26 protein-coding genes are annotated in these 23,986 nt (G+C 62.0%); 10 read left to right on the forward strand and 16 right to left on the reverse strand.

Annotation, left to right across the window (positions count from 1 at the left end; translation table 11 throughout):
• Positions 1–158: 158 nt before the first annotated feature.
• From G542_RS0103640 to trpE, 7 genes are all read left to right on the forward strand, one after another.
• Positions 159–461 carry an ElaB/YgaM/YqjD family protein gene (locus G542_RS0103640; RefSeq protein WP_012697319.1) on the forward strand — a complete coding sequence of 101 codons (303 nt, stop codon included), beginning with the start codon at positions 159–161 and terminating at the stop codon, positions 459–461.
• Positions 462–464: 3 nt separating this feature from the next.
• Complete coding sequence (locus G542_RS15780) at positions 465–863, forward strand: phage holin family protein (protein ID WP_012697318.1); 399 nt, start codon at positions 465–467, stop codon at positions 861–863.
• On the forward strand, positions 860–1,144 hold the full coding sequence (locus tag G542_RS0103650; protein WP_012697317.1) for a hypothetical protein: 285 nt from the start codon (positions 860–862) through the stop codon (positions 1,142–1,144). Before G542_RS15780 ends, G542_RS0103650 begins: the two co-directional genes overlap by 4 nt.
• 86 nt (positions 1,145–1,230) lie before the next feature.
• On the forward strand, positions 1,231–2,319 hold the full coding sequence (gene nagZ, locus G542_RS0103655; protein WP_012697316.1) for a beta-N-acetylhexosaminidase: 1,089 nt from the start codon (positions 1,231–1,233) through the stop codon (positions 2,317–2,319).
• Positions 2,320–2,392: 73 nt separating this feature from the next.
• Positions 2,393–2,845 (forward strand): MaoC family dehydratase, encoded by a 453-nt coding sequence (locus tag G542_RS0103660; protein ID WP_027823399.1) that lies wholly within the window; start codon positions 2,393–2,395, stop codon positions 2,843–2,845.
• Between the two features lie 70 nt (positions 2,846–2,915).
• A complete protein-coding gene (locus G542_RS0103665; RefSeq protein WP_012697314.1) occupies positions 2,916–3,581 on the forward strand; it encodes an HAD-IA family hydrolase in 666 nt (221 codons plus the stop codon).
• 132 nt (positions 3,582–3,713) lie between these two features.
• Positions 3,714–5,183 (forward strand): anthranilate synthase component I, encoded by a 1,470-nt coding sequence (gene trpE, locus G542_RS0103670; RefSeq protein ID WP_027823400.1) that lies wholly within the window; start codon positions 3,714–3,716, stop codon positions 5,181–5,183.
• A 65-nt stretch (positions 5,184–5,248) separates the two neighbouring features.
• On the opposite strand, the gene hisC is transcribed toward trpE, so the two are convergent.
• The 8 genes from hisC to G542_RS0103710 form a co-directional block, all read right to left on the reverse strand.
• A complete protein-coding gene (gene hisC, locus G542_RS0103675) occupies positions 5,249–6,349 on the reverse strand; it encodes a histidinol-phosphate transaminase (RefSeq protein WP_012697312.1) in 1,101 nt (366 codons plus the stop codon).
• Positions 6,350–6,431: 82 nt separating this feature from the next.
• Entirely contained in the window at positions 6,432–7,013 is a 582-nt protein-coding gene (locus tag G542_RS0103680; RefSeq protein ID WP_012697311.1) for an LOG family protein, read from the reverse strand.
• A gap of 72 nt (positions 7,014–7,085) precedes the next feature.
• Positions 7,086–8,156, reverse strand: a complete 1,071-nt coding sequence (gene pheA, locus G542_RS0103685) for a prephenate dehydratase (protein WP_012697310.1) — start codon at positions 8,154–8,156, stop codon at positions 7,086–7,088.
• Positions 8,157–8,183: 27 nt separating this feature from the next.
• Positions 8,184–9,263, reverse strand: a complete 1,080-nt coding sequence (gene serC / locus G542_RS0103690) for a 3-phosphoserine/phosphohydroxythreonine transaminase (protein WP_027823401.1) — start codon at positions 9,261–9,263, stop codon at positions 8,184–8,186.
• Positions 9,264–9,311: 48 nt separating this feature from the next.
• Positions 9,312–9,749: a PaaI family thioesterase gene (locus G542_RS0103695; RefSeq protein WP_012697308.1), complete on the reverse strand. Its 438-nt coding sequence runs from the start codon at positions 9,747–9,749 to the stop codon at positions 9,312–9,314.
• Entirely contained in the window at positions 9,746–10,189 is a 444-nt protein-coding gene (locus G542_RS0103700) for a PaaI family thioesterase (RefSeq protein WP_027823402.1), read from the reverse strand. The genes G542_RS0103695 and G542_RS0103700 overlap by 4 nt, the downstream gene beginning before the upstream one ends.
• Before the next feature lie 34 nt (positions 10,190–10,223).
• Positions 10,224–12,803, reverse strand: a complete 2,580-nt coding sequence (gene gyrA / locus G542_RS0103705; protein WP_012697306.1) for a DNA gyrase subunit A — start codon at positions 12,801–12,803, stop codon at positions 10,224–10,226.
• Positions 12,804–13,012: 209 nt separating this feature from the next.
• Positions 13,013–13,552, reverse strand: a complete 540-nt coding sequence (locus G542_RS0103710) for a Dps family protein (RefSeq protein WP_027823403.1) — start codon at positions 13,550–13,552, stop codon at positions 13,013–13,015.
• Between the two features lie 250 nt (positions 13,553–13,802).
• On the opposite strand from G542_RS0103710, the gene nadC reads away from it, so the two are divergent.
• On the forward strand, positions 13,803–14,645 hold the full coding sequence (nadC, locus tag G542_RS0103715) for a carboxylating nicotinate-nucleotide diphosphorylase (protein ID WP_027823404.1): 843 nt from the start codon (positions 13,803–13,805) through the stop codon (positions 14,643–14,645).
• Positions 14,646–14,843: 198 nt separating this feature from the next.
• Here the strand turns inward: nadC and dinB are convergent, their stop codons facing one another.
• The 8 genes from dinB to G542_RS19595 form a co-directional block, all read right to left on the reverse strand.
• Positions 14,844–15,911 (reverse strand): DNA polymerase IV, encoded by a 1,068-nt coding sequence (gene dinB / locus G542_RS0103720; protein WP_027823405.1) that lies wholly within the window; start codon positions 15,909–15,911, stop codon positions 14,844–14,846.
• Between the two features lie 17 nt (positions 15,912–15,928).
• The gene (gene nudB / locus G542_RS0103725; RefSeq protein WP_012697302.1) at positions 15,929–16,378 is read right to left on the reverse strand and encodes a dihydroneopterin triphosphate diphosphatase; all 450 of its coding nucleotides are present in this window, start codon (positions 16,376–16,378) and stop codon (positions 15,929–15,931) included.
• Positions 16,379–17,014 carry a response regulator transcription factor gene (locus tag G542_RS0103730; RefSeq protein WP_027823406.1) on the reverse strand — a complete coding sequence of 212 codons (636 nt, stop codon included), beginning with the start codon at positions 17,012–17,014 and terminating at the stop codon, positions 16,379–16,381.
• Entirely contained in the window at positions 17,011–18,366 is a 1,356-nt protein-coding gene (locus G542_RS0103735) for a mechanosensitive ion channel family protein (protein WP_012697300.1), read from the reverse strand. The genes G542_RS0103730 and G542_RS0103735 overlap by 4 nt, the downstream gene beginning before the upstream one ends.
• Before the next feature lie 80 nt (positions 18,367–18,446).
• Positions 18,447–19,121 (reverse strand): lipoprotein-releasing ABC transporter ATP-binding protein LolD, encoded by a 675-nt coding sequence (gene lolD / locus G542_RS0103740; RefSeq protein ID WP_012697299.1) that lies wholly within the window; start codon positions 19,119–19,121, stop codon positions 18,447–18,449.
• Complete coding sequence (locus tag G542_RS0103745; RefSeq protein WP_027823407.1) at positions 19,114–20,355, reverse strand: lipoprotein-releasing ABC transporter permease subunit; 1,242 nt, start codon at positions 20,353–20,355, stop codon at positions 19,114–19,116. The genes lolD and G542_RS0103745 overlap by 8 nt, the downstream gene beginning before the upstream one ends.
• Positions 20,356–20,364: 9 nt before the next feature.
• Entirely contained in the window at positions 20,365–20,589 is a 225-nt protein-coding gene (locus G542_RS0103750; RefSeq protein ID WP_012697297.1) for a hypothetical protein, read from the reverse strand.
• Positions 20,586–21,578, reverse strand: a complete 993-nt coding sequence (locus tag G542_RS19595; RefSeq protein WP_012697296.1) for a C40 family peptidase — start codon at positions 21,576–21,578, stop codon at positions 20,586–20,588. Before G542_RS19595 ends, G542_RS0103750 begins: the two co-directional genes overlap by 4 nt.
• A gap of 89 nt (positions 21,579–21,667) precedes the next feature.
• On the opposite strand from G542_RS19595, the gene G542_RS0103760 reads away from it, so the two are divergent.
• Positions 21,668–23,353, forward strand: coding sequence for an ABC1 kinase family protein (locus G542_RS0103760; protein WP_027823408.1), 1,686 nt, complete (start codon positions 21,668–21,670; stop codon positions 23,351–23,353).
• Entirely contained in the window at positions 23,350–23,961 is a 612-nt protein-coding gene (locus G542_RS0103765) for a hypothetical protein (RefSeq protein WP_027823409.1), read from the forward strand. Before G542_RS0103760 ends, G542_RS0103765 begins: the two co-directional genes overlap by 4 nt.
• Positions 23,962–23,986 lie beyond the last annotated feature (25 nt).

The following is a 23,986-nucleotide window of genomic DNA, read 5'->3' on the forward strand; positions in this document are numbered from 1 at the left end:
GCCGTCCGGATTGGAGCTGCCCGGTTTTTCCTGTTCCGAAGCAATGATGTATGGCAATCTTGTTGATATTGAGGTAGTGCTGGCAGCAAGACAATTGCGCTACTTCGTCCGATACTGATGAAACTTCGTCAGTCTGTGTTTAGCCATGGGAGATCATGATGAGTGAAGTGAGCAAAGAACAATTGCTGGACGACGTCCGTGATGTACTCAACAACACCGAAGAGCTGATTGCACAAACCAGCGAAAACGGCAGCGACAAGGCCCGTGCCCTGCGCGACAAGCTGACCGCCAATCTGGAAGTGGCCAAAGACCGCCTGCTGCGCGCCGAAGAGGCAGTGACCGCCAAGGCCAAGGTGGCCTGCAAGACGACCGACCAGTACGCCCACGACCATCCGTGGCGCCTCGTGGGTCTGGCTGCCGTGGTGGGTTTCCTGCTTGGCCTGCTGGTTTCGCGCCGTTAATCCATGACGGGCTCCGACTCATCCAGAGCCCGTCCGGGCAGCCTGTCTGCACTGGTTACCGGGCTGGTCCGGCTGGCATCCACACGTGTCGAGCTGTTCCGTATTGAAATGGCGGAGCAGCAGGAGCGGGTCGTCACGCATGTCGTGCTGGCGGTCGGTGCCCTGATTCTGGTTCTGGCAGCCTTGGTGACGGTCATTGTCATGGTGGCTGTCCTGACCCCGCCCGGAGTACGTGGCTGGGCGCTGCTGGGACTTTTGTGTGGCTTCCTTCTGGCTGCTTACGGCCTTTTGAGAACGCTGATGCACCGGATGGCATCGGCTCCGCCGGCATTTCACCTGACGCTGACCGAAATCAGGAAAGACTGGCAGACACTTGCGCATTCGCACAAGGATGAGGCATGAACCGTCGGCAACAGGATCGCGAATTCCGCAAACAGCTCCTGCTGGTCAAGGGTGATGCCTTGCGCATGCAGGCCGGAGTCCAGCTGGCCCGTTGGCGCCGGCCGGCTCACTGGCTCAAGGAAGGCACGGCACTGGCCGGAGAGGCCCGCTCGCTCAAGATGGCTTCTGCCGTACTGGCCGCCGCCCTGCCGGACAAAGGTGCCCGGCACTGGTCGCGCTGGCTCAAGGTCGGGCTGGTTTCGTTCGTGCTGGCCCGTTGGTGGAACCGTGCCCGCGACTGAATCGGCATCATGGCATCTCTGCCATGATGCGCCTTTGCGCCGGCATGCCCCGCAGCCGGCAATATCCATTTTTCTCTGGTAGTGCCATGACTTTGCAACTTCCCCGCGGCCCGGTAATGGTCGATGTAGCTGGCTGCTCCTTGTCTGATGATGATCGCCGCCGTTTGTCCCACCCGATGGTCGGGGCCGTAATCCTGTTTCGCCGCAATTTCGAATCCGTCGGACAGTTACGGTCCCTTACCGAGGAAATCCGTTCCTTGCGCAGTCCGCATCTCCTGATTGCAGTTGATCATGAAGGTGGCCGGGTCCAGCGCTTCCTGACCGGTTTCACCCGTTTGCCGCCGATGCAGGCTCTGGGGGCGTTGTGGGAAAAATCACCGGAGGCTGCACTGGATCTGGCTCATGACGTCGGTGAAGTGCTGGCGACCGAATTGCGGGCCAGTGGTGTGGACCTGAGCTTTACTCCGGTACTTGACATTGACCACGGCCGGTGTGCCGTCATCGGTAACCGCAGTTTTCATGCAGACCCGAACATCGTGGCGACCCTTGCCGAAGCGCTGACCCGCGGGCTGGTGGCCGGAGGCATGATTGCCTGCGGCAAGCACTTCCCTGGCCATGGGGCGGTGGAAGGCGATTCACATCACGTCATCCCGGTAGACCATCGCAGCTATGCGTCCATCGAAGAAGCCGACCTGATCCCGTTTGCCCGCCTGGCAGCAGCCGGCATGCATGCCGTGATGCCGGCCCATGTGGTCTATGACGCAGTCGATCCGCTGCCCGCCGGTTTCTCGCCTTTCTGGTTGCAGACAGTCTTGCGGGAACGCATGGGCTTTGGCGGCACGATTTTCAGTGATGACCTCTGCATGGAAGGCGCGGCAGGTGCCGGGGGGATTGCGGCCCGGGCGCAGGCAGCTTTTGCGGCCGGCTGCGACATGGCTCTGGTATGCAACCGTCCGGACCTGGCTGACGAGTTGCTGGCACAACTCGATATGCCCGTTACTCCTGAACTGACCGGACGGCTGGCCGCGATGGCCGGTCATGGTGAGGTTGCTGACTGGCAACAAAAGCTTGATGGTGATGCCTTCCGGGCCAAGGCGGCCAAGGTGGCTGCCCTAGCCGCTACGGCGGAACCCTCACGTATTCTGGCTGGCCCGGCGGTCGGTGAATCTGCCTGACCATGCCTGTTTCATGCAGCGCCGGCCTGAAGGCCGGCGTTGTGCTGTATTCCCTCACAAAAAGAGAAAGATCATGGAGAAACTGTATTTTGAGGATTTTCAGCCTGGCATGCGCTTCGAGACAGCGACCCGTACGCTGACTGCTGACGACATTGCCGGATTTGCCCGTCAGCATGACCCGCAGCCTTTTCATCTGGATGCCCGGCTGGCCGAACATTCGGTATTTGCCGGTCTGGCTGCCAGTGGCTGGCAGACTGCAATAACCTCGATGAGGCTGGTGGTGGACTTGCTGGCGGACCGTGTGGCCGGTGGACTGGTCGGCATGCAGGTTGACAAGATGCGCTGGCCCCGTCCGACCCGTCCGGGGGATACCCTGAAGGTGACGCTGGAGGTTCTCAAGACCAAAAGATCGACCACACAGCCGGAGTTCGGCGTAGTCGGCTGGCGCTGGATAACGACCAATCAGGCCGGTGAAACCGCCATGACGCTGGAAAACGCCATCTGGGTGCCGTGCCGCCCGCATTGACCGGACCGGGGCCGTTTGTCCGCTCCGGTCCGTGCTGGCATGATGCTGTTTTCTTGCCGGATGGTTTGCCATGCGTATTCAGGCTTTTGCCCTTGATCTTGACGGGACCCTCGTCGATTCGATTCCGGACCTGACGATTGCGGCCAACCGGGTACGGGCGTACTACGGTTTGCCGCCGTTGCCAGAAGCGCGCATCCGTTACCACGTCGGTGACGGCATCGCGTCCCTGGTGCACCGGGCCCTGACCGACCTGCGCGATGGCTGTGTATCCGATGGTCAGCATGCCGAAGCCCTGTCCATGTTTCTGGACTGGTATGGCCAGCATCTGGCAGACCATACGCAACCGTATCCGACCGTCGTTGATACCCTTTCCCGCATGAAGGCCGAGGGCTTCCGGGTTGCCTTGGTCACCAACAAATCCGTCGGCCCGGCCCGCAAGCTGACTGCGGCCCTGGGGCTGGACCGCTTTCTGGATATCCAGATCGGCGGTGACTCTCTGTCCGAGAAAAAACCGTCCGGGTTGCCGCTACTCCATGTGGCAGAACAGTTCGGGGTGCCACCGCAAGCCATGGCCATGGTCGGAGACAGTCATAATGACGTGCAGTGCGCCCGGCAGGCGGGTGCGCTGGCGATTGCTGCCAGCTATGGCTACGAGGATGTCAGTGCCTGTGAGGCTGACTTTGTGGCTGCCTCGCTTGCTGCGGCATATGAATTCGGCAAGAATGCCATACGCTGATTTTTGTCCGGACATCCTCTTATCATGAAATTCCTGCCCAATCTGGCGAGTTGGCGATGGCCAAGCCAAGCCCCTGTCGTGCGGCTTGCCCTGCCGTTTTTTGCCTGACCTTTCTTGCCCGAACCGGATTTCATGATGACTCCCGAAGAATTCACCCGTCTGGCTGCTGCCGGCTACAACCGCATCCCCGTTACCCTCGAGCTGCATGCCGATCTGGATACGCCGCTGTCGGTATACCTGAAACTGGCCAATGCGCCCTATTCCTATCTGCTGGAATCCGTCGTGGGCGGAGAACGGTTCGGCCGCTATTCGTTCATCGGCTTGCCGGCCACCACACGCCTGCGCGTCAACGGGCTGCGGGTTCAGGTCGAGCATGGCGACCGGGTGCTGGAAACGCACGAAGGTGATCCGCTGGGCTTCATCGAGTCGTTCCAGCAGCGTTTCCGTACGCCGCAGCTGGACCAGTTACCGCGTTTCAATGGCGGGCTGGTCGGCTATTTCGGCTATGAAACCATCCGTCTGATCGAAAAGCGTCTGGCGGCCCGTCCACCCAAGCCGGACGTGATCGGCACGCCGGACATCCTGCTGATGCTGTCGGAAGAACTGGCCATCGTCGACAATCTGTCCGGCAAGCTTTATCTGGTGGTATACGCCGACCCGGCCGTACCCAACGCCTTTGCCAAGGCAGAGGCCCGCCTGAAGCAACTGCGCGGCAAGTTGCGTGAACCGGCTCCCCTGCCCTTGTCCCTGCCTTCCCGCCCGGCTGTGGCCCGCTCGGAATTCGGAGAAGAGGCTTTCAAGACAGCCGTGGCATCGGCCCAGCGTTACATCGTCGACGGTGACATCATGCAGGTTGTCCTGTCGCAGCGCATGAGCCTGCTGTACGAGGACAATCCCCTCTCACTCTATCGTGCCCTGCGCAGCCTCAACCCCTCGCCCTATCTGTTCTATTACCATTTTGACGATTTCCACGTGGTAGGCAGCTCACCGGAAATCCTCGTGCGCCAGGAAGACCGGCAGGTGACGGTGCGTCCGATTGCCGGTACCCGTCCGCGCGGCAAGTCGCGTGAAGAAGACCAGGCATTGGCCGAGGAGCTGCTGGCAGATCCCAAGGAAATTGCCGAGCATGTCATGCTGATGGATCTGGGACGCAACGACATCGGGCGCGTGGCCGAGACCGGCTCGGTATCCGTGACTGACAAGATGGTGATCGAGCGCTACTCCCACGTGATGCACATTGTTTCCAGCGTTGAAGGACAACTGCGGGATGGCATGAGCAACCTAGACGTACTCCGGGCCACTTTCCCGGCGGGAACCCTGTCCGGTGCCCCCAAGGTCCGGGCAATGGAAATCATCGACGAATTTGAACCGGGCAAGCGCGGTGTGTATGGTGGCGCCGTGGGTTACCTTGGTTTCAATGGTGACATGGACCTGGCGATTGCCATCCGCACCGCTGTCATCAAGGACGGGCAGCTGTTTGTGCAGGCGGGGGCTGGCGTGGTGGCCGATTCGGTGCCGCAGAGTGAATGGCAGGAAACCTGCAACAAGGCCCGGGCAGTGATCCGGGCCGCCGAACTGGTGCAGGCCGGACTGGATGCCTAGCCGGTTGTCAGGCGAAAGCACATGAAAAAGCGGGGTATCAACCCCGCTTTTTCATTAAGGGCCGGTCAGGCCAGGACGTGTTCCAGTGCGGTGATAAAGCGGGCATTTTCGGCCTCGGTGCCGACCGATACACGCAGGCTGTGATGCAGGCCGTAGCTGGCCAGCGGCCGTACGATCACGCCTTGTTGCAGCAAGGCACGATTGATGCCTGCCGCATCCTCGCAGTGGAAGGTGATGAAGTTGCCGCGGCTGGGGATGTAGCTGATACCCAGCCGCTCAAAAGCCTGGCCCAGTTGCCGCAAGCCCCGGGTATTGCCGTCGACGGTCTGGCGAAGGAATGCTTCGTCTTCCAGTGCCGCACAAGCTGCTGCCTGCGCCAGACTGTTGACGTTGAACGGCTGGCGGATACGGTTGATCAGGTCTGCGACAACCGGGTTGGCAAACGCCACGCCGACGCGCAGGCCGGCCAGACCGTAGGCTTTGGACAGGGTGCGACTGACGATTAGGTTGGGAAAGCGCCCGAGCCAGGACAGCGAATCGTACCGGTCTGCTTCGGGCAGGAATTCGGTATAGGCCTCGTCCAGCATGACCAGCACGTTTTCCGGCACGGACTCCAGAAATGCCAGTAACTCGGCTCCGGACACAAAGGTACCGGTCGGGTTGTTCGGGTTGGCAACGAACACCAGTTTGGTATCGGCCCGGATGGCTGCACGCATGGCGGCCAGGTCATGCCCGAAATCGCGGGCCGGGACTTCGATGCAGGTGGCGCCGCAGGCCTGGGTAACCAGCGGATAGACGGCAAAGGAATACTGCGCAAACACCACGCTGTCGTCCGGGCTCAGGAAGGTCCGGGCAACCAGTTCCAGCAGGTCATTGGAGCCGTTGCCCAGCACGATCTGCTCCGGTACAGAGCCAAAGCGGCGGCAGACGGCCGCTTTTACGTCAAAACTGTTGCCATCCGGGTAGCGGGCAATGTCGTCCAGTGCTGCGACCAGTGCCGCCTTGACCCGGGGGGACAGACCCTGCGGGTTTTCATTCGAGGCAAGCTTGACGATACCGGCAGGATCGAGGTCCAGCTCACGGGCCAGCTCACCGATCGGTTTGCCTGGCTGGTAGGGGGCGATGGCCCGGACATGGGACGGGGCAAGGCGGGACAGGTCTGACATGGGTTTTCCGGTCAACAGGTAATGATCCTGTCGTTTTTACCATATCCGTTTCACCTCTGCCCCGTCGGCATGTTCCGGTTGGTCAGATGGCGGCCTTGCCCATCCACTTGCTGACCCGGACCGGCTGCCAGTCCTGCATGGCGTTGAGCAACGACGGAGGTTCGTTGGCGCTGACGAACAGGCTCAGGTTTTCTTCACGGACAAATCCCGTCCGGGCAGCGTGCTGGGCAAACTGCAGCAACGGGTCGTAAAAGCCGCTGATGTTCAGCAGGCCGATCGGCTTGGAGTGCATGCCAAGCTGGGACCAGGTCAACACTTCGAACCATTCTTCAAACGTGCCGAATCCGCCCGGCATGGCAATGAAGCCATCAGCCAGTTCAGCCATTTTCGCCTTGCGTTCGTGCATGGAACCGACGATGTGCAGTTCGGTCAGGTGCGCATGATCAAGCTCTTTCAGACGCAGGAATTCGGGAATGACTCCGATGACTTCACCTCCGGCGGCCAGCGTGGCGTCGGCGATGGCTCCCATCAGGCCGACCTTGCCCCCGCCGTAGACCAGACTCAGGCCGCGACGGGCCAGCTCCTGCCCCATGGCGATGGCGGCCAGTTCGTAATCGGGCTTGTTGCCGAAGTTGGAGCCGCAAAATACACAGATACGTTTCATGATGGATTTCCTGGAAAGCACAACGGGCAGTTGACGCTGCCCGTGTGACAAGACGAATGCGTCACTGGAGGATCAGAGCACTGCTGCCGGATACGATCCCAGTACCTTGACGAAGGCAGCCCGCTCGCGCAGCTCCATCAGCGCCTGCTGCATGGTGGCATCGCTCTGGTGCCCTTCAAGATCAACAAAAAACAGATATTCCCACAGGCCGGAGCGCGCCGGACGTGACTCGAACTTGGTCATGCTGACCCCGGCCCGGGCAATGGGAGCGATCAGGCTGTGGACGGCTCCCGGCCGGTTCTGGGCCGAGCAGACGAGACTGGTCTTGTCATGCCCGGTGGCCACGCAATCCTGGTGTCCGAGCACCAGAAAGCGTGTGGTATTGTTGGGCTCATCCTCGATGTTGCTGGCAATCCGGGCTAGGGCATAACGCTCGGCGGCGGCTTCGCCGGCGATGGCGGCCACCGTGGCATCCTCACTGGCCAGCCTGGCTGCTTCGGCATTACTGGCGACCGACACCCGTTCTGCATCGGGCAGGAAGCGGTTGAGCCATTCGTGGCACTGGGCAAGCGACTGTGCGTGTGAATACACCTTGCGGGGAGGTGTGGCATCGGCAGACTGGCGCAGCAGGTGGTGATGGATGCGCAGGACCACTTCGCCGCAGATTTTCAGCGGGGTGGACACCATCAGGTCCAGCGTCCGGCCGACCGCGCCTTCGGTGCTGTTTTCAACCGGAGCGACGACATAGTCCAGAGAACGGGATTCGACGGCCCGGAAGGCTTCGTCGATCGACACGCACGGGACCGTCGTGGCGGCATGGCCGAAGTGCTTGATGGCTGCGGACTGGCTGAACGTGCCTTCGGGCCCCAGAAAGGCGATCGACAGCGGTTTTTCCAGTGCGAGGCATTCGCTCATGATCTCGCGGAAAATGCGCGCAACCGACTCGCCCGGCAGTGGTCCTTCGTTCAGGTCCTTGATGCGGCGCAAGACTTCGGCTTCACGCTCGGGACGGTAAATGATGCCGCCACCCTTGATTTCGCCAATGGCCCGGGCATGCCCTGCCCGGGCGTTGAGTCGCGCCAGGATTTCCGCATCAATCGAATCAATGGCGTGACGATGTTGCTTGAGTTGTTCTTCTGACACGTTGGGACCCCGGAAAACGATGGACAATCAGCCGTGACGGCGGGCGAATTCTGCCATGAACGCGACCAGCGCCTTGACACCCTCGAACGGCATGGCGTTGTAGATGGATGCACGTACCCCGCCCACTGAACGATGGCCCTTGAGTTGCAGCAACCCGGCCATGTCGGCTTCATCCACGAAACGCTTTTCCAGGACTTCGGTACGCAGGCGGAACGGAACGTTCATGCGCGAACGGCATTCGACATCCACCGGGCAGCGATAGAAACCATCGCTGGAGTCGATGGTGTGGTACAGCAGGCCGGCCTTTTCCTCGTTGCGCATCTGGATGCCGCGTACGCCACCGTTATCCTTGAGCCACTGGAACACCAGACCGGCCATGTAGATGGCGTAGGTTGGTGGCGTGTTGTACATCGAGTCGGCATCGGCATGGATCTTGTAATCGAACATGGTCGGCGTGCCCGGCAGGGTCTGCCCGAGCAGGTCTTCGCGCACGATCACCAGGGTCAGCCCGGCCGGACCGATGTTTTTCTGGGCGCCGGCAAAGATCAGTCCGAAGCGGGAGACGTCAACCGGTCGCGACAGGAAATCGCTCGACATGTCACAGACCAGCGGTACGCCGGATTCGGGAATGAACGGAAACTGCACGCCGCCGATGGTTTCGTTGCTGACGTAGTGCAGGTAGGCGGCATCGGGGTTGGGCTGCCACTCTGATTGCGGCGGGATGCCGTTGAAGCCGCTGGCCTCGCCTGTTGCGGCAATGCGCATGTCACCGTAACGCCGTGCTTCCTTGATGGCGACCTTGCCCCAGTGCCCGGTGATGACGTAATCGGCAGTGGTTTTGCCGCGCAGGAGATTCATCGGCACCATGGAAAACTGGCTGTGTGCCCCGCCTTGCAGGAACAGGACCCGGTAGTTGTCGGGAACCTGCAAGAGTTCGCGCAGATCGGCTTCTGCCTGGGCGTGGATGGACATGAACTCGCGTCCGCGATGGCTCATTTCCATGACGGACATGCCGCTGCCGTGCCAGTCGGTCAGTTCGCGTTGCGCTTCCCGCAGCACGTCTTGCGGCAACAATGCGGGTCCGGCGGAAAAGTTGTAGATCGTCATGCTGTTGTTTCTCCAGAAGGCTTCACTGCTGTTTTCCCGCCTGACGGGCTAGTTGAGCAGGAAATGTCCCCGGGCAACGGCAACTGGCCTGGATTCGTCTTCCTGCCAGGCCGTTACCTGCATATTGGCCACGCGTTTGCCCTGCTTGGTGAATTCGCAGCGGGCAAACAGGATGTGCGGTTTTGCCGAGCGCAGGTAGTCGAGGGAAAAATCCACGGTCTTGGGAGTTTCCCGGCTTTCCTGTACCCACAGCAGTTGTACCAGTGCGGCATTTTCCATGAATCCGCCAAGCACGCCGCCGTGCATGGCGGGCAGCAGCGGGTTACCGATGTTGCGCTCGGCAAACGGCAAGGAAAACAGCAGCCGTCCTTCGGATTCTTCAGCGAACTGCACGCCCAGCAGGCGGGCGTAGGGGATGCTGTCGACAATGCCGGCATAATCGCGTGCTTCGCGCAGGGCCTGGAAGCGGGTCACGTATTCACTCATGACTGCCCTCCCAGAACGGCCTTGCTGGATGCCCGCATGAAGGTGGCGACGCCGTGTGCGATCGGGTCACTGGCATCACCGTGATGACAGACCGCCCGGGTAAAGGCGACCTGCCGGGCCAGCTTGTAGCATTCGGCCCGGCAGTACACGGTCTGGCCGGGTATCGCCGGCTTGAGGTAGTCAATGCGCAGGTCCAGCGTGGCAATGGCTTCGGCATCCGGCAGGTGCGGAAAAATCGACAGTGCGCTGGTGGTATCGATCAGGCTGGTGATCACGCCGCCATGCAGTACGCCGGTGGCCGGATTACCGACCAGGTCCTCGTGCCAGTCGATTGCGTAACAGGGCTGCTTGTCGACGATGTCGACAAAGCGGATGCCCAGTGTCGCGCAGTGCGGCAGGCTGACAAACCAGCTCTGCATGTGGTTGAAGAGGTCAGACATGACTGTTGGTTTCTCCCCTGTTTCTCCGCCTGTCTCAGTCCTGTTCCGGGGCGGTTTCATCCGTGTCGTCGGGTTCGTCGCTTTCCGCGATCTTTTCCAGACTGACGAGTTGCTCGCCGGCATCAAGGTTGATCAGGCGCACCCCTTGGGCCGCCCGGCCGGTTTCGCGGACTTCCGATACACGGGTGCGGATCAGGACGCCGCCGGTGGTCATCAGCATCAGCTCGTCACTGTCTGCGACCAGCGCCACGGCCACCAGTGCACCGTTGCGTTCGCCGGTATCGATGGCAATCACCCCTTGGGTGCCGCGACGTGATTTGCGGTAGTCGCCGATCGGCGTGCGTTTGCCATAGCCGTTGGCTGTAGCCGTGAGCACCTGACTGGTTTCTTCGTTGCTGACCAGCATGCCGATGACCTGCTGGGCGTCGCCGAGTTCCATGCCGCGCACGCCACGGGCGTTGCGGCCCATCGGACGGACATCTGCTTCATCAAAGCGCACGGCCTTGCCGGCATCGCTGAACAACATGACTTCACTGTTGCCGCTGGTGACGGCCGCCCCGATCAGGTAGTCCCCTTCATCGAGGTCGACTGCGATGATGCCGGCGCTGCGACGGTTGGAGAATGCCGAAAGCGGGGTTTTCTTGACCGTGCCGCGGGCAGTGGCCATGAACACGTATTCGGTATCGCTGAACCCCTTGACCGGCAGGATGGCGTTGATTTTTTCGCCTTCGACCAGCGGCAGCAGGTTGACGATGGGCTTGCCACGGCTCTGGCGGCTGCCCTGCGGCAGTTCATAAACCTTGAGCCAGTACATGCGGCCGGCCGACGAGAAGCACAGCAGGAAGTCGTGGGTGTTGGCGACAAAGAGGTTTTCGATGAAATCCTCGTCCTTGGTGGCGGCTGCCTGCTTGCCACGACCACCCCGGCGCTGGGCCTGGTAATCGGTAACCGGCTGGGTTTTCATGTAACCGGTATGCGACAGGGTCACCACCATGTCCTGCGGCGTGATCAGGTCTTCCAGATTGATGTCGCCGCCGAATGGCTCGATTTCCGAGCGCCGGGTGTCACCGAACTGGGTTTTGATCTGGTTGAGTTCGTCGGCGATGATCTGGCTGACCCGCTCCGGCCGCGCGAGGATGTCGAGCAGGTCCATGATGGTGTCCATCACGTCGCGGTATTCGGCAACGATCTTGTCTTGCTCAAGACCGGTCAGGCGTTGCAGGCGCAACTCCAGAATGGCTTGGGCCTGGGTTTCCGACAGACGGTAGCCATTGGCCTGCAAGCCAAACTCGGGCAGCAGGCCGTCCGGACGGGCCTTGTCGAGTTCCACCCGGGCCAGCATTTCCTCCACCAGCGGCGAGCGCCACTGGCGGGCCATCAGCTCGGCCTTGGCTACCGGCGGCGTTGGAGCGGCCTTGATGAGGGCGATGATTTCGTCGACGTTGGACAGGGCAACCGCCAGGCCTTCAAGCACATGGCCGCGCTCACGGGCCTTGCGCAGTTCGAAAATAGTCCGGCGCGTCACTACTTCGCGGCGATGGCGCAGGAATTCTTCCAGAATCTGCTTGAGGTTCAGGAGGCGCGGCTGGCCGTCGACCAGGGCCACCATGTTCATGCCGAAGCTGTCTTGCAGCTGGGTCTGCTTGTACAGGTTGTTGAGGACGACGTCCGGTACTTCGCCGCGCTTGAGCTCGATCACGACGCGCATGCCCGACTTGTCGGATTCATCACGCAAGTCGGAAATGCCGTCAATGGCTTTTTCGCGTACCAGTTCGCCGATCTTGATCAGCAGGTTGGCCTTGTTGACCTGGTAGGGCAGCTCGTCAATGATCAGCGCCTGCCGGTCGCCGCGGCCGATGTCTTCGACGTGGGTGCGGGCGCGGATGACCACGCGGCCCCGGCCGCTGCGATAGCCTTCGCGTACACCGGCAAGACCGTAGATGATGCCGGCAGTCGGAAAGTCCGGGGCCGGAATGATGTCGATCAGCTCGTCGATGGTCATGTCGCTGTTGGCCAGCAGGGCCAGCAGGGCATCCACGACTTCGTTGAGGTTGTGCGGCGGGATGTTGGTCGCCATGCCCACGGCAATGCCCGAGCTGCCATTGATCAGCAGGTTGGGAATCTTGGCCGGCAGCACCAGTGGTTCGTGTTCCGAGCCATCATAGTTGGGGCCGAAGTCGACCGTTTCCTTTTCGATGTCGGCCAGCAGTTCGTGGGCGATTTTGGCCATGCGGATTTCGGTGTAACGCATGGCGGCTGCATTGTCGCCGTCGATCGAGCCGAAGTTGCCCTGACCGTCCACCAGCGGATAGCGCAGGGAAAAATCCTGGGCCATGCGCACGATGGTGTCGTACACCGCCGTGTCGCCGTGCGGGTGGTATTTACCGATGACGTCGCCCACCACGCGGGCGGATTTCTTGTAGGGACGGTTCCAGTCGTTGGACAGCTCGTGCATGGCGAACAGTACGCGACGATGCACGGGCTTGAGGCCGTCGCGCACATCCGGGAGCGCCCGGCCCACGATCACGCTCATGGCGTAATCGAGGTACGAGCGGCGCATTTCTTCTTCGAGGCTGACGGGAATCGTCTCTTTGGCGAACAGGTGATCGGTCATGTGAAATCAGGTCGGTCTTCTAGCCGGAAAATAGCGCCGATTCTAGCACGGAGCGCACCGCATGGCCGCCTGTACGGCAGTCTTGCCGGGCAAACCGGCTGTGGCTGCCTGCTTCTCCAGGCGGCTCTTGCCGGATCGGACGCAAAAAAACAGCCACCCCGACACGTCGAGGTGGCACAGATCAGGGAAACGATGCGTATCAGGACGCGTCAATGCCCGGTGGAATCGCTGTGGCGGCTGGCTTCGAACAGGAACCAGGCGCGTTTTTCGGTTTCGTCGATCCAGTTTTCGATCAGGCTGGCACCGGCCGTGTCGTTGTATTGGTCGCACACATTGTGGGCCTCGCGCAGGCGGCTGACCAGATCGCGGTTGTCTTCGCACAGTTCGGCCAGCATGTCACCGGGTTCGACATATTCGGCATCGTTGTCGAGTACGCGTTGCAGACGGCTGATCTGGCCGATGGAGGTCAGGGTACGACCACCCAGCTTGCGTACGCGCTCGGCCAGCGGATCGGTCATGGCAAACAGCTCGCCGCCGAAATCGTCCAGCATCAGGTGGTAATCACGGAAATGCGGCCCGCTGACATGCCAGTGGAAGTTCTTGGTTTTCAGGTACAGCGCAAACACATCCGCCAGGATAAGGTTGAGCGCCGCGCCGATATCACGGCGGGCCTCCTCGCCCAGATCGGTCGGAGTGGTGATTTCCAGCAGGCGTTTGCTGGCCGTGGCGCGTTTTTTGTCTGAAGACATGTCTGACTCCTGGTTCAGAGGAAAACAATTCGCCGACTTCTTGATCGGCAATTTCCTCGGGTTATAGCAGCCAGAATCGCTAGAGGCCGGGAAATGGCAGACAACCGGTCAAACAGGTCGACTCGTCGCAATCCACGGCCGGATCAGTGCCAACGCTGGCGCATGTCCCGGACAAACCGGCCACCTGCACTTTTTTCTTGCCCGGCATCCGGCTAGACTCGCTTCCCGTCTTTTTTCACGCCTGCCTGCCATGTCTATCTTGCCTGCCGCCCACCTGATTGCTGCTGACGTTGCCCGTGCACTGGCCGAAGACATCGGCGTGTGTGACTGGACTGCCTGCCTGGTAGATGCTCGGGCGTCCGGTAGTGCTCGCGTGATTGCCCGGCAGGCTGCCGTGATTGCCGGCCAGGCATGGTTTGACGAATGCTTCCGGCAGGTGGATGCCCGGACGCAGGTCCGCTGGCTGGTGGCCGAAGGCGCGCGGGTCGAGCCGGATACCCTGTTGTGTGAAATCTCCGGCCCGGCGCGGGCCCTCCTGACGGCCGAGCGCAGCGCCCTCAATTTCCTGCAAACCCTGTCGGCTACCGCCACGGTGGCTTCCCGCCATGCCGCGGTGGTGGCTGGCACCCGGGCGCGGGTCTACGACACCCGCAAGACGCTGCCGGGCCTGCGGCTGGCGCAAAAGTACGCAGTAACCGTCGGTGGCGGGGAAAACCAGCGCATCGGCCTGTACGACGGCGTGCTGATCAAGGAAAACCACATCGCCGCCGCAGGCGGCATTGCCGCTGCCTTGGCGCAGGCTGCCCGGCTGACGCCTGCCGGCGTGCCGGTACAGATCGAAGTGGAAAGCCTGACCGAGCTGGATGAAGCCTTGGCTGCCGGTGCCACACTGGTCCTGCTCGACAATTTCTCCTTGGCCGATCTGACTACCGCCGTTGAACGCACGGCCGGCCGGGCGGTACTCGAAGCCAGCGGCAACGTGTCGCTGGCCACGCTGCGCGCCATTGCCGAAACCGGCGTGGACCGCATTTCCATCGGCAAGCTGACCAAGGATGTCGAGGCCGTCGACCTGTCCATGCGTTTTGCCCTGTAAGGTGGCGCCGTTGCCGGATGTCCGTTGTGTCCGGGCATCGGCTTGACCCTCAGCCTGAAGCCAGCGGGTGTACCTTCAGCATACGCTTTGCCCTGTGCGGCGCGGAAAGCCCGTTCATGCGACCGGTACCTGGCGGTGATGCAACCTGCCGGATGTTCAGTGCGGGATACTAGAGGCCGGGGATTCGGCAAGCCTGCGTTACGGCGCGTCAAACAGGCTGAGTTGCCGCGCCGGTTCGGGCGGCATGCCCAGCCTGACCCCCACGCCAAGCAGCCGGACCGGCTTGCGCCCCCGCTCCCACGCCGTTGCCAGCAAATGCTCCAGCCGTGCAGTCCGGAGGCTGCTGCCCCCCTCTTCCACCGTGGTCTGGCTAAAGTCGGCAAATTTAATCTTGACGGTCACGCCCCGAAAATCCGGATCGCCCGCCCGGGTCAGCCGGCTGTGCAGCCGGTCCAGCAGTTCGGGCAGTGCCGCCCGGCACGCAGCCAGATCCGGCAGGTCCTGTGCATAGGTTTCCTCGACGCTGACCGACTTGCGCACGCGTTCCGGTTCCACCGGCCGCTCGTCAATGCCGTGCGCCAGTTCGTGCAGCCGTTCGCCAAAACGGCCGAATTCCGCTACCAGTTGTTCCAGCGGTGTTGCCCGGATATCTGCTCCCGTTTCGATTCCCATGGCTTGCAGGCGGGCAGCTGTCACGGCCCCGACACCCCAGAAGCGCCGGACCGGCAATGCCGCCACGAAGGCATCAATGGCCTGAGGCAGGATCACGAACTGCCCGTCGGGCTTGTTCCAGTCGCTGGCCACCTTGGCCAGAAACTTGCTGGGCGCGATGCCGGCCGATGCTGTCAGGCCGACTTCGCTGCAGATCCGGGCGCGGATGGCCTCTGCCATCAGGGTGGCGCTGCCCTGGCAATGCGGCTGGCTGGTGACGTCGAGATATGCTTCGTCCAGCGACAGCGGCTCGACCAGTGGCGTGAATTCCCGGTAGATCGAGAGGATGTGCTGGCTGGCAGCCCGGTAGCGGGTGAAGTCCGGAGGCACCAGCAGCAGCCTGGGGCACAGGCGCAGGGCCCGGGCCGACGACATGGCCGAATGCACGCCAAAGCGGCGGGCCAGATAGTTGCAGGTGGCAATCACGCCGCGGTTTTCCGGGCGGCCGCCTACTGCCAGCGGCACATGCTGCCATTCCGGGTGGTCGCGCATTTCCACCGAGGCATAAAACGCGTCGCAATCCACGTGGATGATCTTGCGCACCGGTCCGCTCATGGCTACACCCGCAGGAATCAGTCTGCGGAAGCCCCTGCCCGCTGCCGTGCTAGTGCCCGGATGGCTTCGGCATTCGACGGCGAAAATGCCTGCGCGGCAGCGGCTTGCCAGGGTAGCCAGCAGGCTGCCGTATGCTCGCCCGGCGCCAGGCGGACGGACAACCCGGCCGGCACCTCCAGCGAAAACACATGCTCGGTGTTGTGCGTGACGCCTGGCGCATAGCGGTGACGCCAGCGCGGATAGATTTCCCACACGTTCTGCTGCTGCCAGTCATGCAGCCGGCCAGCTGTCAGGCCGGTTTCCTCGGCCACTTCACGCCATGCAGCCTCCGGCAGGCTCTCGCCCTCTTCCAGACTGCCGGTGACGGATTGCCAGAAACCGGGCGCATCGGCCCGTTCCAGCAGCAGGATCTGCAAATCAGCCGTATGGATCACGACCAGGACCGATTCGGGGCGCTTGTACGTCATTCAGGCTTCACCCTGCCGTTCGCGCCGCCCCAGGAGACCGGCCAGTTCCACCGCCGATTTCACGCCCATCTTGTCGAGAACCCGCGAACGGTGGACCTCTACGGTCTTGATGGAAATATCCAGTTCTTCGGCAATCTGCTTGTTGAGCCGGCCAGCCACGATCAACTGCATGACCTCGTGTTCGCGTTCGGTCAGTTGCTGCAAGGCAGCATCGATACGCTGCCAGTGCTGGCGGGCCTGACGCCGCTGGTTGTCGGCCGCCAGGCACTCGGCCACACGGGCAATCAGCCGGGCGTCGTCAAACGGTTTCTCGAAAAAATCCGCGGCGCCCATCTTGAGTGCGCTGACAGCCAGTGGAACGTCCGCATGACCGGTCAGGAAAATGGCGGGGGGGCAATCGCCCAGTGCCCGCAGGCGTTCGAACAGGATCAGGCCGCTGATGCCGGAAAGCCGGACATCCAGGACCAGACAGCCGGCAGTGCTGACGCAGTGACTGGCAGCCAGCAGGGATTCGCCCGAATCGAACACGCGGATGGTGAATCCGTTGCCTTCCAGCAACCAGCTCAGCGCTTCGCGCACGGCGTCATCGTCGTCAACGATGATGACCGTCTGGTCATGGTTTGCTTCTTGCATCATGCCTGTCGGCTCTCCTGCGGAATCATGCTGACATCGCCCAGTACCCGGACTTCCCGCTGAGGGAACGGAATCTGGATGCCGTGCTCGACGAATTTGTCCCAGATGGCCAGGTTGATGGCGGATTTGGGGCCAAGCAGGCCGTTTTCCGGATCGCCCACCCAGTATCCCAGTGTCAGGTTGATGCTGCTGTCGGCAAACGCCGTTACAAAGGCGGTCGGGGCCGGGTCCTGCAGGACGCGCGGTGAGCTGGTGGTGGCCTCCACCATCAGTGCCATCACCTGCCGCAGGTCGCTGCCGTAGGCTACGCCGATTTCCAGGCTCTGCCAGACGGAGCGGTCGCTGTACGAGGTATTGACCACGGTGTTGGAAATCAGGGTTTCGTTCGGGATCAGGGCTTCGGTGCCGTCGGCCTGTCGCAGGACGACATAGCGCGAGGTGATCTCCTGGATGATGCCGGTGCGCGAGCCGGCACCGTCGACCGTGACCCGGTCACCGATGCGTACCGAGCGGTCCAGCAGGATGATGAAACCGGATACGTAGTTGCTGGCGATCTTTTGCAGGCCGAAACCCAGGCCGACACCAAGTGCACCACCAAAGACCGACAGGACGGTGAGGTCGATGCCGACGATCGGCAGCGCGATCAGGACGGCGGCGATGATCATGCCGGTCCGGACCAGCTTGGAGATGACGATGCGGAAGCTGAGGTCGACGTGGCTGATCAGCATGATGCGCTTGTCGATCAGGCGGCTGACCCACAAGGCAGCCAGCATGATGACCGACACCCACAGCAGGGCGCTCAGGATCATCAGCGCCGTCAGGCGGTTTTTGCCGACGTGGAAGCTGATGGAGTCCAGCCACGAAAAAATCAGCCCGTCGAATCCGAGCTGGTAGGCAATGAAGCCCAGCCAGAACAGGACGGCGATGGAGTGCTCGGTGCCCTGCTCGATCTTGCCTTTGGGCAGGATGGTCCGCACCAGTGCTGCGGCCAGCCGGGTGACACCCAGCCAGAACAGCATGGCTGAGCCGACTGTCAGGATGGTGGCGTCGGCCTTGAAGTACAGCGCGTTGGCCACGATGGCCAGCAAGGCCAGTACGAATCCGCAAACCGGCAGGACGAGTCGTCCGAACAGGTAGGTCAGCAGCCGTTCGCGCCGTTCCGGATGATCCCGGAAGAGATAGCGCTGTACGCGGACGGCGAACCAGAGGCCGAACCAGACGATCAGTACCAGCAAGGCCAGTTGTATCAACCCGGTTTTGGTTGTCAGCAGTTCGACAATCAGGTCGAACTTGTTGGCCTGGTCGGCCATCAGGTTGTCAATGGATGTGGCAGCGTGTGCGGGGTCTTGGGTCATGGAGGCTCAGGAGCAGCAAAATACAAAAATAATACCTCCCGCGAGGTCATCGAGGGAGGCTGACGTGGGACGCAAAAACCTCAGGCCGCGAGCAGCTGTCCGTCCGTCAGGCGGTAAATGCTGCCGGTGCGGGCTGCAATGTCGTAGTCGTGGGTGACGATCACCAGTGCCGTGCCGGCATCGGCATTCAGCTCCAGCATCAGGTCAAACACGGCTTCCGCCGTATGCCGGTCGAGGTTGCCGGTGGGCTCGTCAGCCAGCAGGCAGGCGGGTTCCGTCACCAGTGCCCGGGCGATGGCTGCCCGCTGGCGCTCTCCGCCGGACAGCTCGCCCGGGCGGTGAGCGAGGCGGTGTCCCAGCCCGACCCGCTTGAGCATGGCCGCAGCCTTTTCCTCGGCATCGGCCTTGCCCATCCGCCGGATCAGCAAGGGCATGGCCACGTTTTCGACAGCGGAAAATTCGGGCAGCAGATGATGAAACTGGTACACGAACCCGAGCATGCGGTTGCGCAGGTCGCCACGGGCCTTTTCCGACAGGGCGTACAGGTCCTGCCCGCCCAGCTCCACCCGGCCGGTGGATGGCGTATCCAGTCCGCCCAGCAGGTGCAGCAGGGTGGATTTGCCCGAGCCGGAACTGCCGATGATGGCTTGCCTTTCGCCTTTCCCGAGGGTCAGGCTGATGCCGGACAGTACCGGTACGTCCAGTCCGGCATAGGTTTTGCCGAGTCCTTCGGCCTTGAGAACCAGATCACTCATAGCGCAATGCCTCGGCCGGTTGGGTGCGGGCGGCGCGCCAGCTCGGATAAAGCGTGGCGATGAAGGCCAGCACCAGGGCGATGACGGCAATGGTCGAAACGTCGGCAAACTGCACGTCGCTCGGAAGGTGGTCGATCATGTAGACCTCGCTGGAGAGCAGTTTGGTGCCGATGATCCGTTCGATGGCCGGTACGATGGTGTCGAGATTGAAGGCAACGACTACGCCGCCGACCACGCCGGATACGGTGCCGACCACACCGGAAATCGCGCCCTGGAGCATGAAGATCTTCATGATCGAGCCGGGGCTTGCTCCCAGCGTACGCAGGATGGCGATGTCTGCCCGCTTGTCCGTCACCACCATCACCAGTGTCGACACCAGGTTGAATGCTGCCACTGCCACGATCAGCGTCAGGATGATGGTCATCATGCGCTTTTCGATCTGCACGGCCCGGAAATAGTTGGAATGCTGGTCGGTCCAGTCGGTCAGGACCAGGTTCTGGGTAATCCGCGGATACAGGTCACGCTTGACCACCGGCGCCTGCAAAACGTCATCCAGCTTGAGGCGCAGCCCGGATACGCTGTCGCCCATGCGGAAAAGGCGCTGGGCATCAGCCAGGTCGATCATGGCCAGTGTGGCGTCGTATTCGTACATGTCGACCTTGAATACGCCGACGACGGTGAAGGTCTTGAGCCGGGGCAGCATGCCCGCCGGCGTGAACTGGCCTTCCGGCGTGATCAGGTTGACCTTGTCACCCATGCCGACACCCAGTGCCCGCGCCAACTCGACGCCCAGCACGATGCCGAACCCGCCGGGTTGCAGGTCGGTCAGCTTGCCGACCACCATGTGCGAGCCGACGTTGACCACCTGGTCTTCCAGCTTCGGCACCACTCCGCGAACCAGGGCACCGCGTACGGCGCCCTGTGCTGACAGCAGGCCCTGGGCTGCGATGAACGGTGCGCTGGCTTCTACCCGCGGATCAGCCGCAACCAGTTTCTGTACGGCAGGCCAGTCATTGAGCTGGCCGGTCACGCTGGAGACTTCCAGGTGCGAGGCTACGCCGAGCATGCGGGTGCGGATTTCTTTCTGAAAACCGTTCATGACCGACAGGACGATGATCAGTGCTGCCACGCCCAAGGCGATGCCGACAATGGAAACCAGTGAAATGAACGAAATGAAGCTGTTTTGCCGCCGCGCACGGACGTAGCGCATGGCGATCATTGATTCAAATGACATGACGGGCGATCAGTCCTGGGGGTAAGGGTTGACGAGCGAGAGCATCATGCCGGCGAGATAGTCGCGGATCTGCTGTTCATCGCACCCCATGAGAATGGCATCTTCAAAGGCATCCTGCGCGACCTGCCTTAATTCGGTCAGGTTTTCGTGCATTACCTTGATTTTTTCGACGCAGGCGACCGGATTGCCCTGCGGGTCGCGCCATACCGGAAATTCCGGCATGCAGTCAGTCATGATTTTTTCTTCCCGGTGGTCGGGCTCTTGCTTTTGCTGCTGGTACCCGTTTTTTTCTTGGTCGTGGCAGAGGTTGCCTTGCCGGCGGCTTTGCTCGCCGTCCTGGCCTTGTTATTGGTAGCCGATTTACCCGACTTTGACGATGCGGCAGATTTTTTGGCCGATCCCTTGCTGGCGGCCTGCTCTTTTTTCTGCTCCTCGCAGGCGGCCAGTTGCCGCTTGCGATCACGTGTGGACAGGCCTTTTTTGGGCGGCGGGCATTTCAGGGTTTCCGGAGCCGCCCGGGATTTGCCTGTTTCCACTGCGGCCGGCTGCTTGCCGGTTGCGGACTTGGCCGCAGCCAGTGCGCCGACTCCGGCCACCGCAGCTGCACCGCCTGCGAGTGCGGACCCGTTGTCGGCAAAGCTGGCAATCGGATCGGTATCGGACGGCTTCCTGGGGGCGGCATCCTGGTCAGCCAGGAATTCGCGTCCGCCGGCCGAGCGCGAAACCCGGCGGGCACCATTGAAACGGCCAGACCAGTAGCTTGCGTTGATGCTGGCGATTTCGATGTTCTTGCCCGTGCGCGGTGCATGGATGAACTTGCCGTTGCCGATATAGAGGCCGTTGTGCGAGAAGGCAAAGCCGCGGGTGTTGAAGAAGACGATGTCACCCGGCTGAAGGTCGTCGCGCGAAACCGGCCTGCCGTGCTGGGCCTGCTCGCCGGCAGTCCGGGGCAGGTTGATGCCGGCGGACTTGGAAAAGATGTAGCGTACGAAGCCTGAGCAATCAAATCCCTGCGACGGGTTGTTGCCGCCGAACCGGTAGGCGATGCCCATCAGGCTCATGGCTTGCAGGATGATGTCTCCCATGGCTTCATCGCCGGGAGAGGACAGGCGGGTTTCAGCGCGGGGCTTGGCTGCCGTCTCGCTGGCACGAGCCGGACTCGTCAGTGCCAACGCAAGCGAGGCCAGCAGGGTTGCAGCAACGGGACGGAAAGCAAATTTCATGGGTGGCGAATGTAATCGACCCACCCCCGGCTGTAAAGACAACAGGTACAGCTTATATACTGCGGAAATCGGATCCACTCACAAACTTCATGCTGAAAGAGACCTTTGTCGCCATGCGCGATCTGCCGCGCCTGCGCGAGATTACCGCCATCCTGTTTCGGCACGGACTGGGAGAGTTCGCCCAGCGGCTGAAACTGCCGCGTGCGGTCGAAAAAGGCATTGAATGGTTCCGCGGCCCCCTGCCCGGCCCGGACGCATATGTGCCGACGCCTGTGCGCGTACGCCGGGCACTGGAGGATCTGGGGCCGACCTTCATCAAGTTCGGGCAGATCATGGCCACCCGGGGGGACGTGTTTCCTCCGGAATGGATTGCCGAGTTTGAAAAACTGCAAACCCGGGTACCGCCGATTCCGGCCGGGCAGCTTTCGGCCGTGCTGACGGCGGCGCTGGGTGTGCCGGTCGAGAGCGTGTGTACCGAGTTTGACGCGCATCCGATCGGTGCGGCGTCCATTGCCCAGGTCCACCGGGCGCGGTTGCTGGACGGCACGCTGGTTGCCATCAAGCTGCGCCGTCCCGGCATTGTCGACAAGATCGACGCCGACCTGCGCATCCTCGGGCATCTGGCGCGCATGATCGAAATCGAGTTTCCGGATGCGCGCCGCTACCAGCCGTCCGAAATGGTGGTGCAGTTCGCCAAGGCCTTGCGGCGGGAACTCAACCTGGCAGCCGAAGCGCGCAACATGGAGCGCTTTGCCCAGCACTTTGCCGGGGACGAACATATCGTTGTGCCGCGGGTGTACTGGGAACTCACCAACACCGGAGTCAACGTGCAGGATTTTGTCGAGGGCATCCCCGCTACGGATCTGGTGGCTGTCGATGCCGCAGGGCTGGACCGGAAACTGCTTGCCCAGCGCGGGGCCGACGCCGTGCTGAAGATGATCCTGATCGACGGCTTTTTCCATGCCGACCCGCACCCGGGCAATGTGTTTTTCCTGCCCGACAACCGCATTGTCTTTATCGATTTTGGCATGGTTGGCCGCCTGTCACGCGACCGCCGCGACGAGCTGGCCGATCTGCTGGCCGCCCTGTCGCGCCGCGACGAGCGTGGTGTTTACGATGTGCTGATCGAATGGACCGGCAATGCCCAGGTGGACGATGAACGCCTGAAGGCCGACATTGCCGAATTCATGTTCCAGTACGAAGACCTGTCGCTGTCGGCGCTGGACCTGACGCAGCTGATCAACGACATCATGGGACTGATGCGCGAGCACTCCATCGTGCTGCCGGCCGATCTGTCCATGCTGTTCAAGGCACTGATCACGCTGGAAGGCTTTGCCCGCCAGCTGGATCCGGATTTCAAGCTGATCGAGCACCTGAGCCCGTTCGTGCGCCACATCATCATGAGCCGCTACACGCCCAAGGCCATTGCCGGGCGCAGCGGGCGCAGCATGCTTGACCTGCTGGGCATGATCGGCAACCTGCCGCGCGACATGGTCCGGTTGGTGAAAGGCATGCGGCGTGGCAAGTTCCACATCGACATTGATGTCAAACGGCTCGATCATTTCGGTTACCAGATCGACAAAAGCGCCAATCGCCTGACCATGGGCATCGTGACCGGCTGCCTGATCATCGGCTCGTCGATCGTGATGACGGTACAGGCCGGTCCGACCATGTTTGGCCTGCCGCTATTCGGCTTTCTGGGTTTCATGGCAGCATTTTTCAACAGCATCTGGATCATTCTGTCGATCTGGCGTGCCGGCAAGGATTACCAGTGAAAGCCCTTTTTTCCGCCCTGTCACTGTGGGCCGGTGTGGCTGTGGCCGCGCCGGCTTCTCTGGCCATCGAGGTCCGGGTGCCGGATCAGGCCGTACAACCCGGTGAAGCAATAACCGGTGATGTCACCGTCGGCAGCTGGCAGGCCCGCCGGCGCCATGGCCACGGCGTCTGGGTGGAAGGACTCGACGTGCCTCTGGGCAACCGTCAGCCGGAAGTTCCGCCCGTACCGGTTTTGCGTGCACCACTGAACCGGATCAGTTTTGTGTCGCTGGGCACGGCTACGGCTTGGGCCAACCGCACGGTGGTCAATCTGGCCGACGGCCGTCGTCTGGAGGTGCCGGACAACGGTGCGCCGGTTACCGGCTTCTGGATTTTGCCGGGCTTTGGTTCCGAAGGCCTGACTTACCGGGTGGCCGGCAGCCGGACCGCTCTGTCCCGCCCGACAGCGCGCAACAGCGCCCGCATCACCGGCCAGCTGGGCCAGTGGCTGAATGTGGGCACCCTGCTGACCGAAGCCTCTGGCGCCCGGGTGCTGGAGCTGGGGCCGGGGGGCAGCAGCGCAGGTTCGGCCATGATCGAATTGCGCGCGGTTCCGTCTGCCCGCTGAGGCTTGGCGAGCGCCGGCTGCGGCG

It is taken from the genome of Laribacter hongkongensis DSM 14985, assembly GCF_000423285.1.
GTDB classification, from domain to species: Bacteria; Pseudomonadota; Gammaproteobacteria; order Burkholderiales; family Aquaspirillaceae; genus Laribacter; species Laribacter hongkongensis.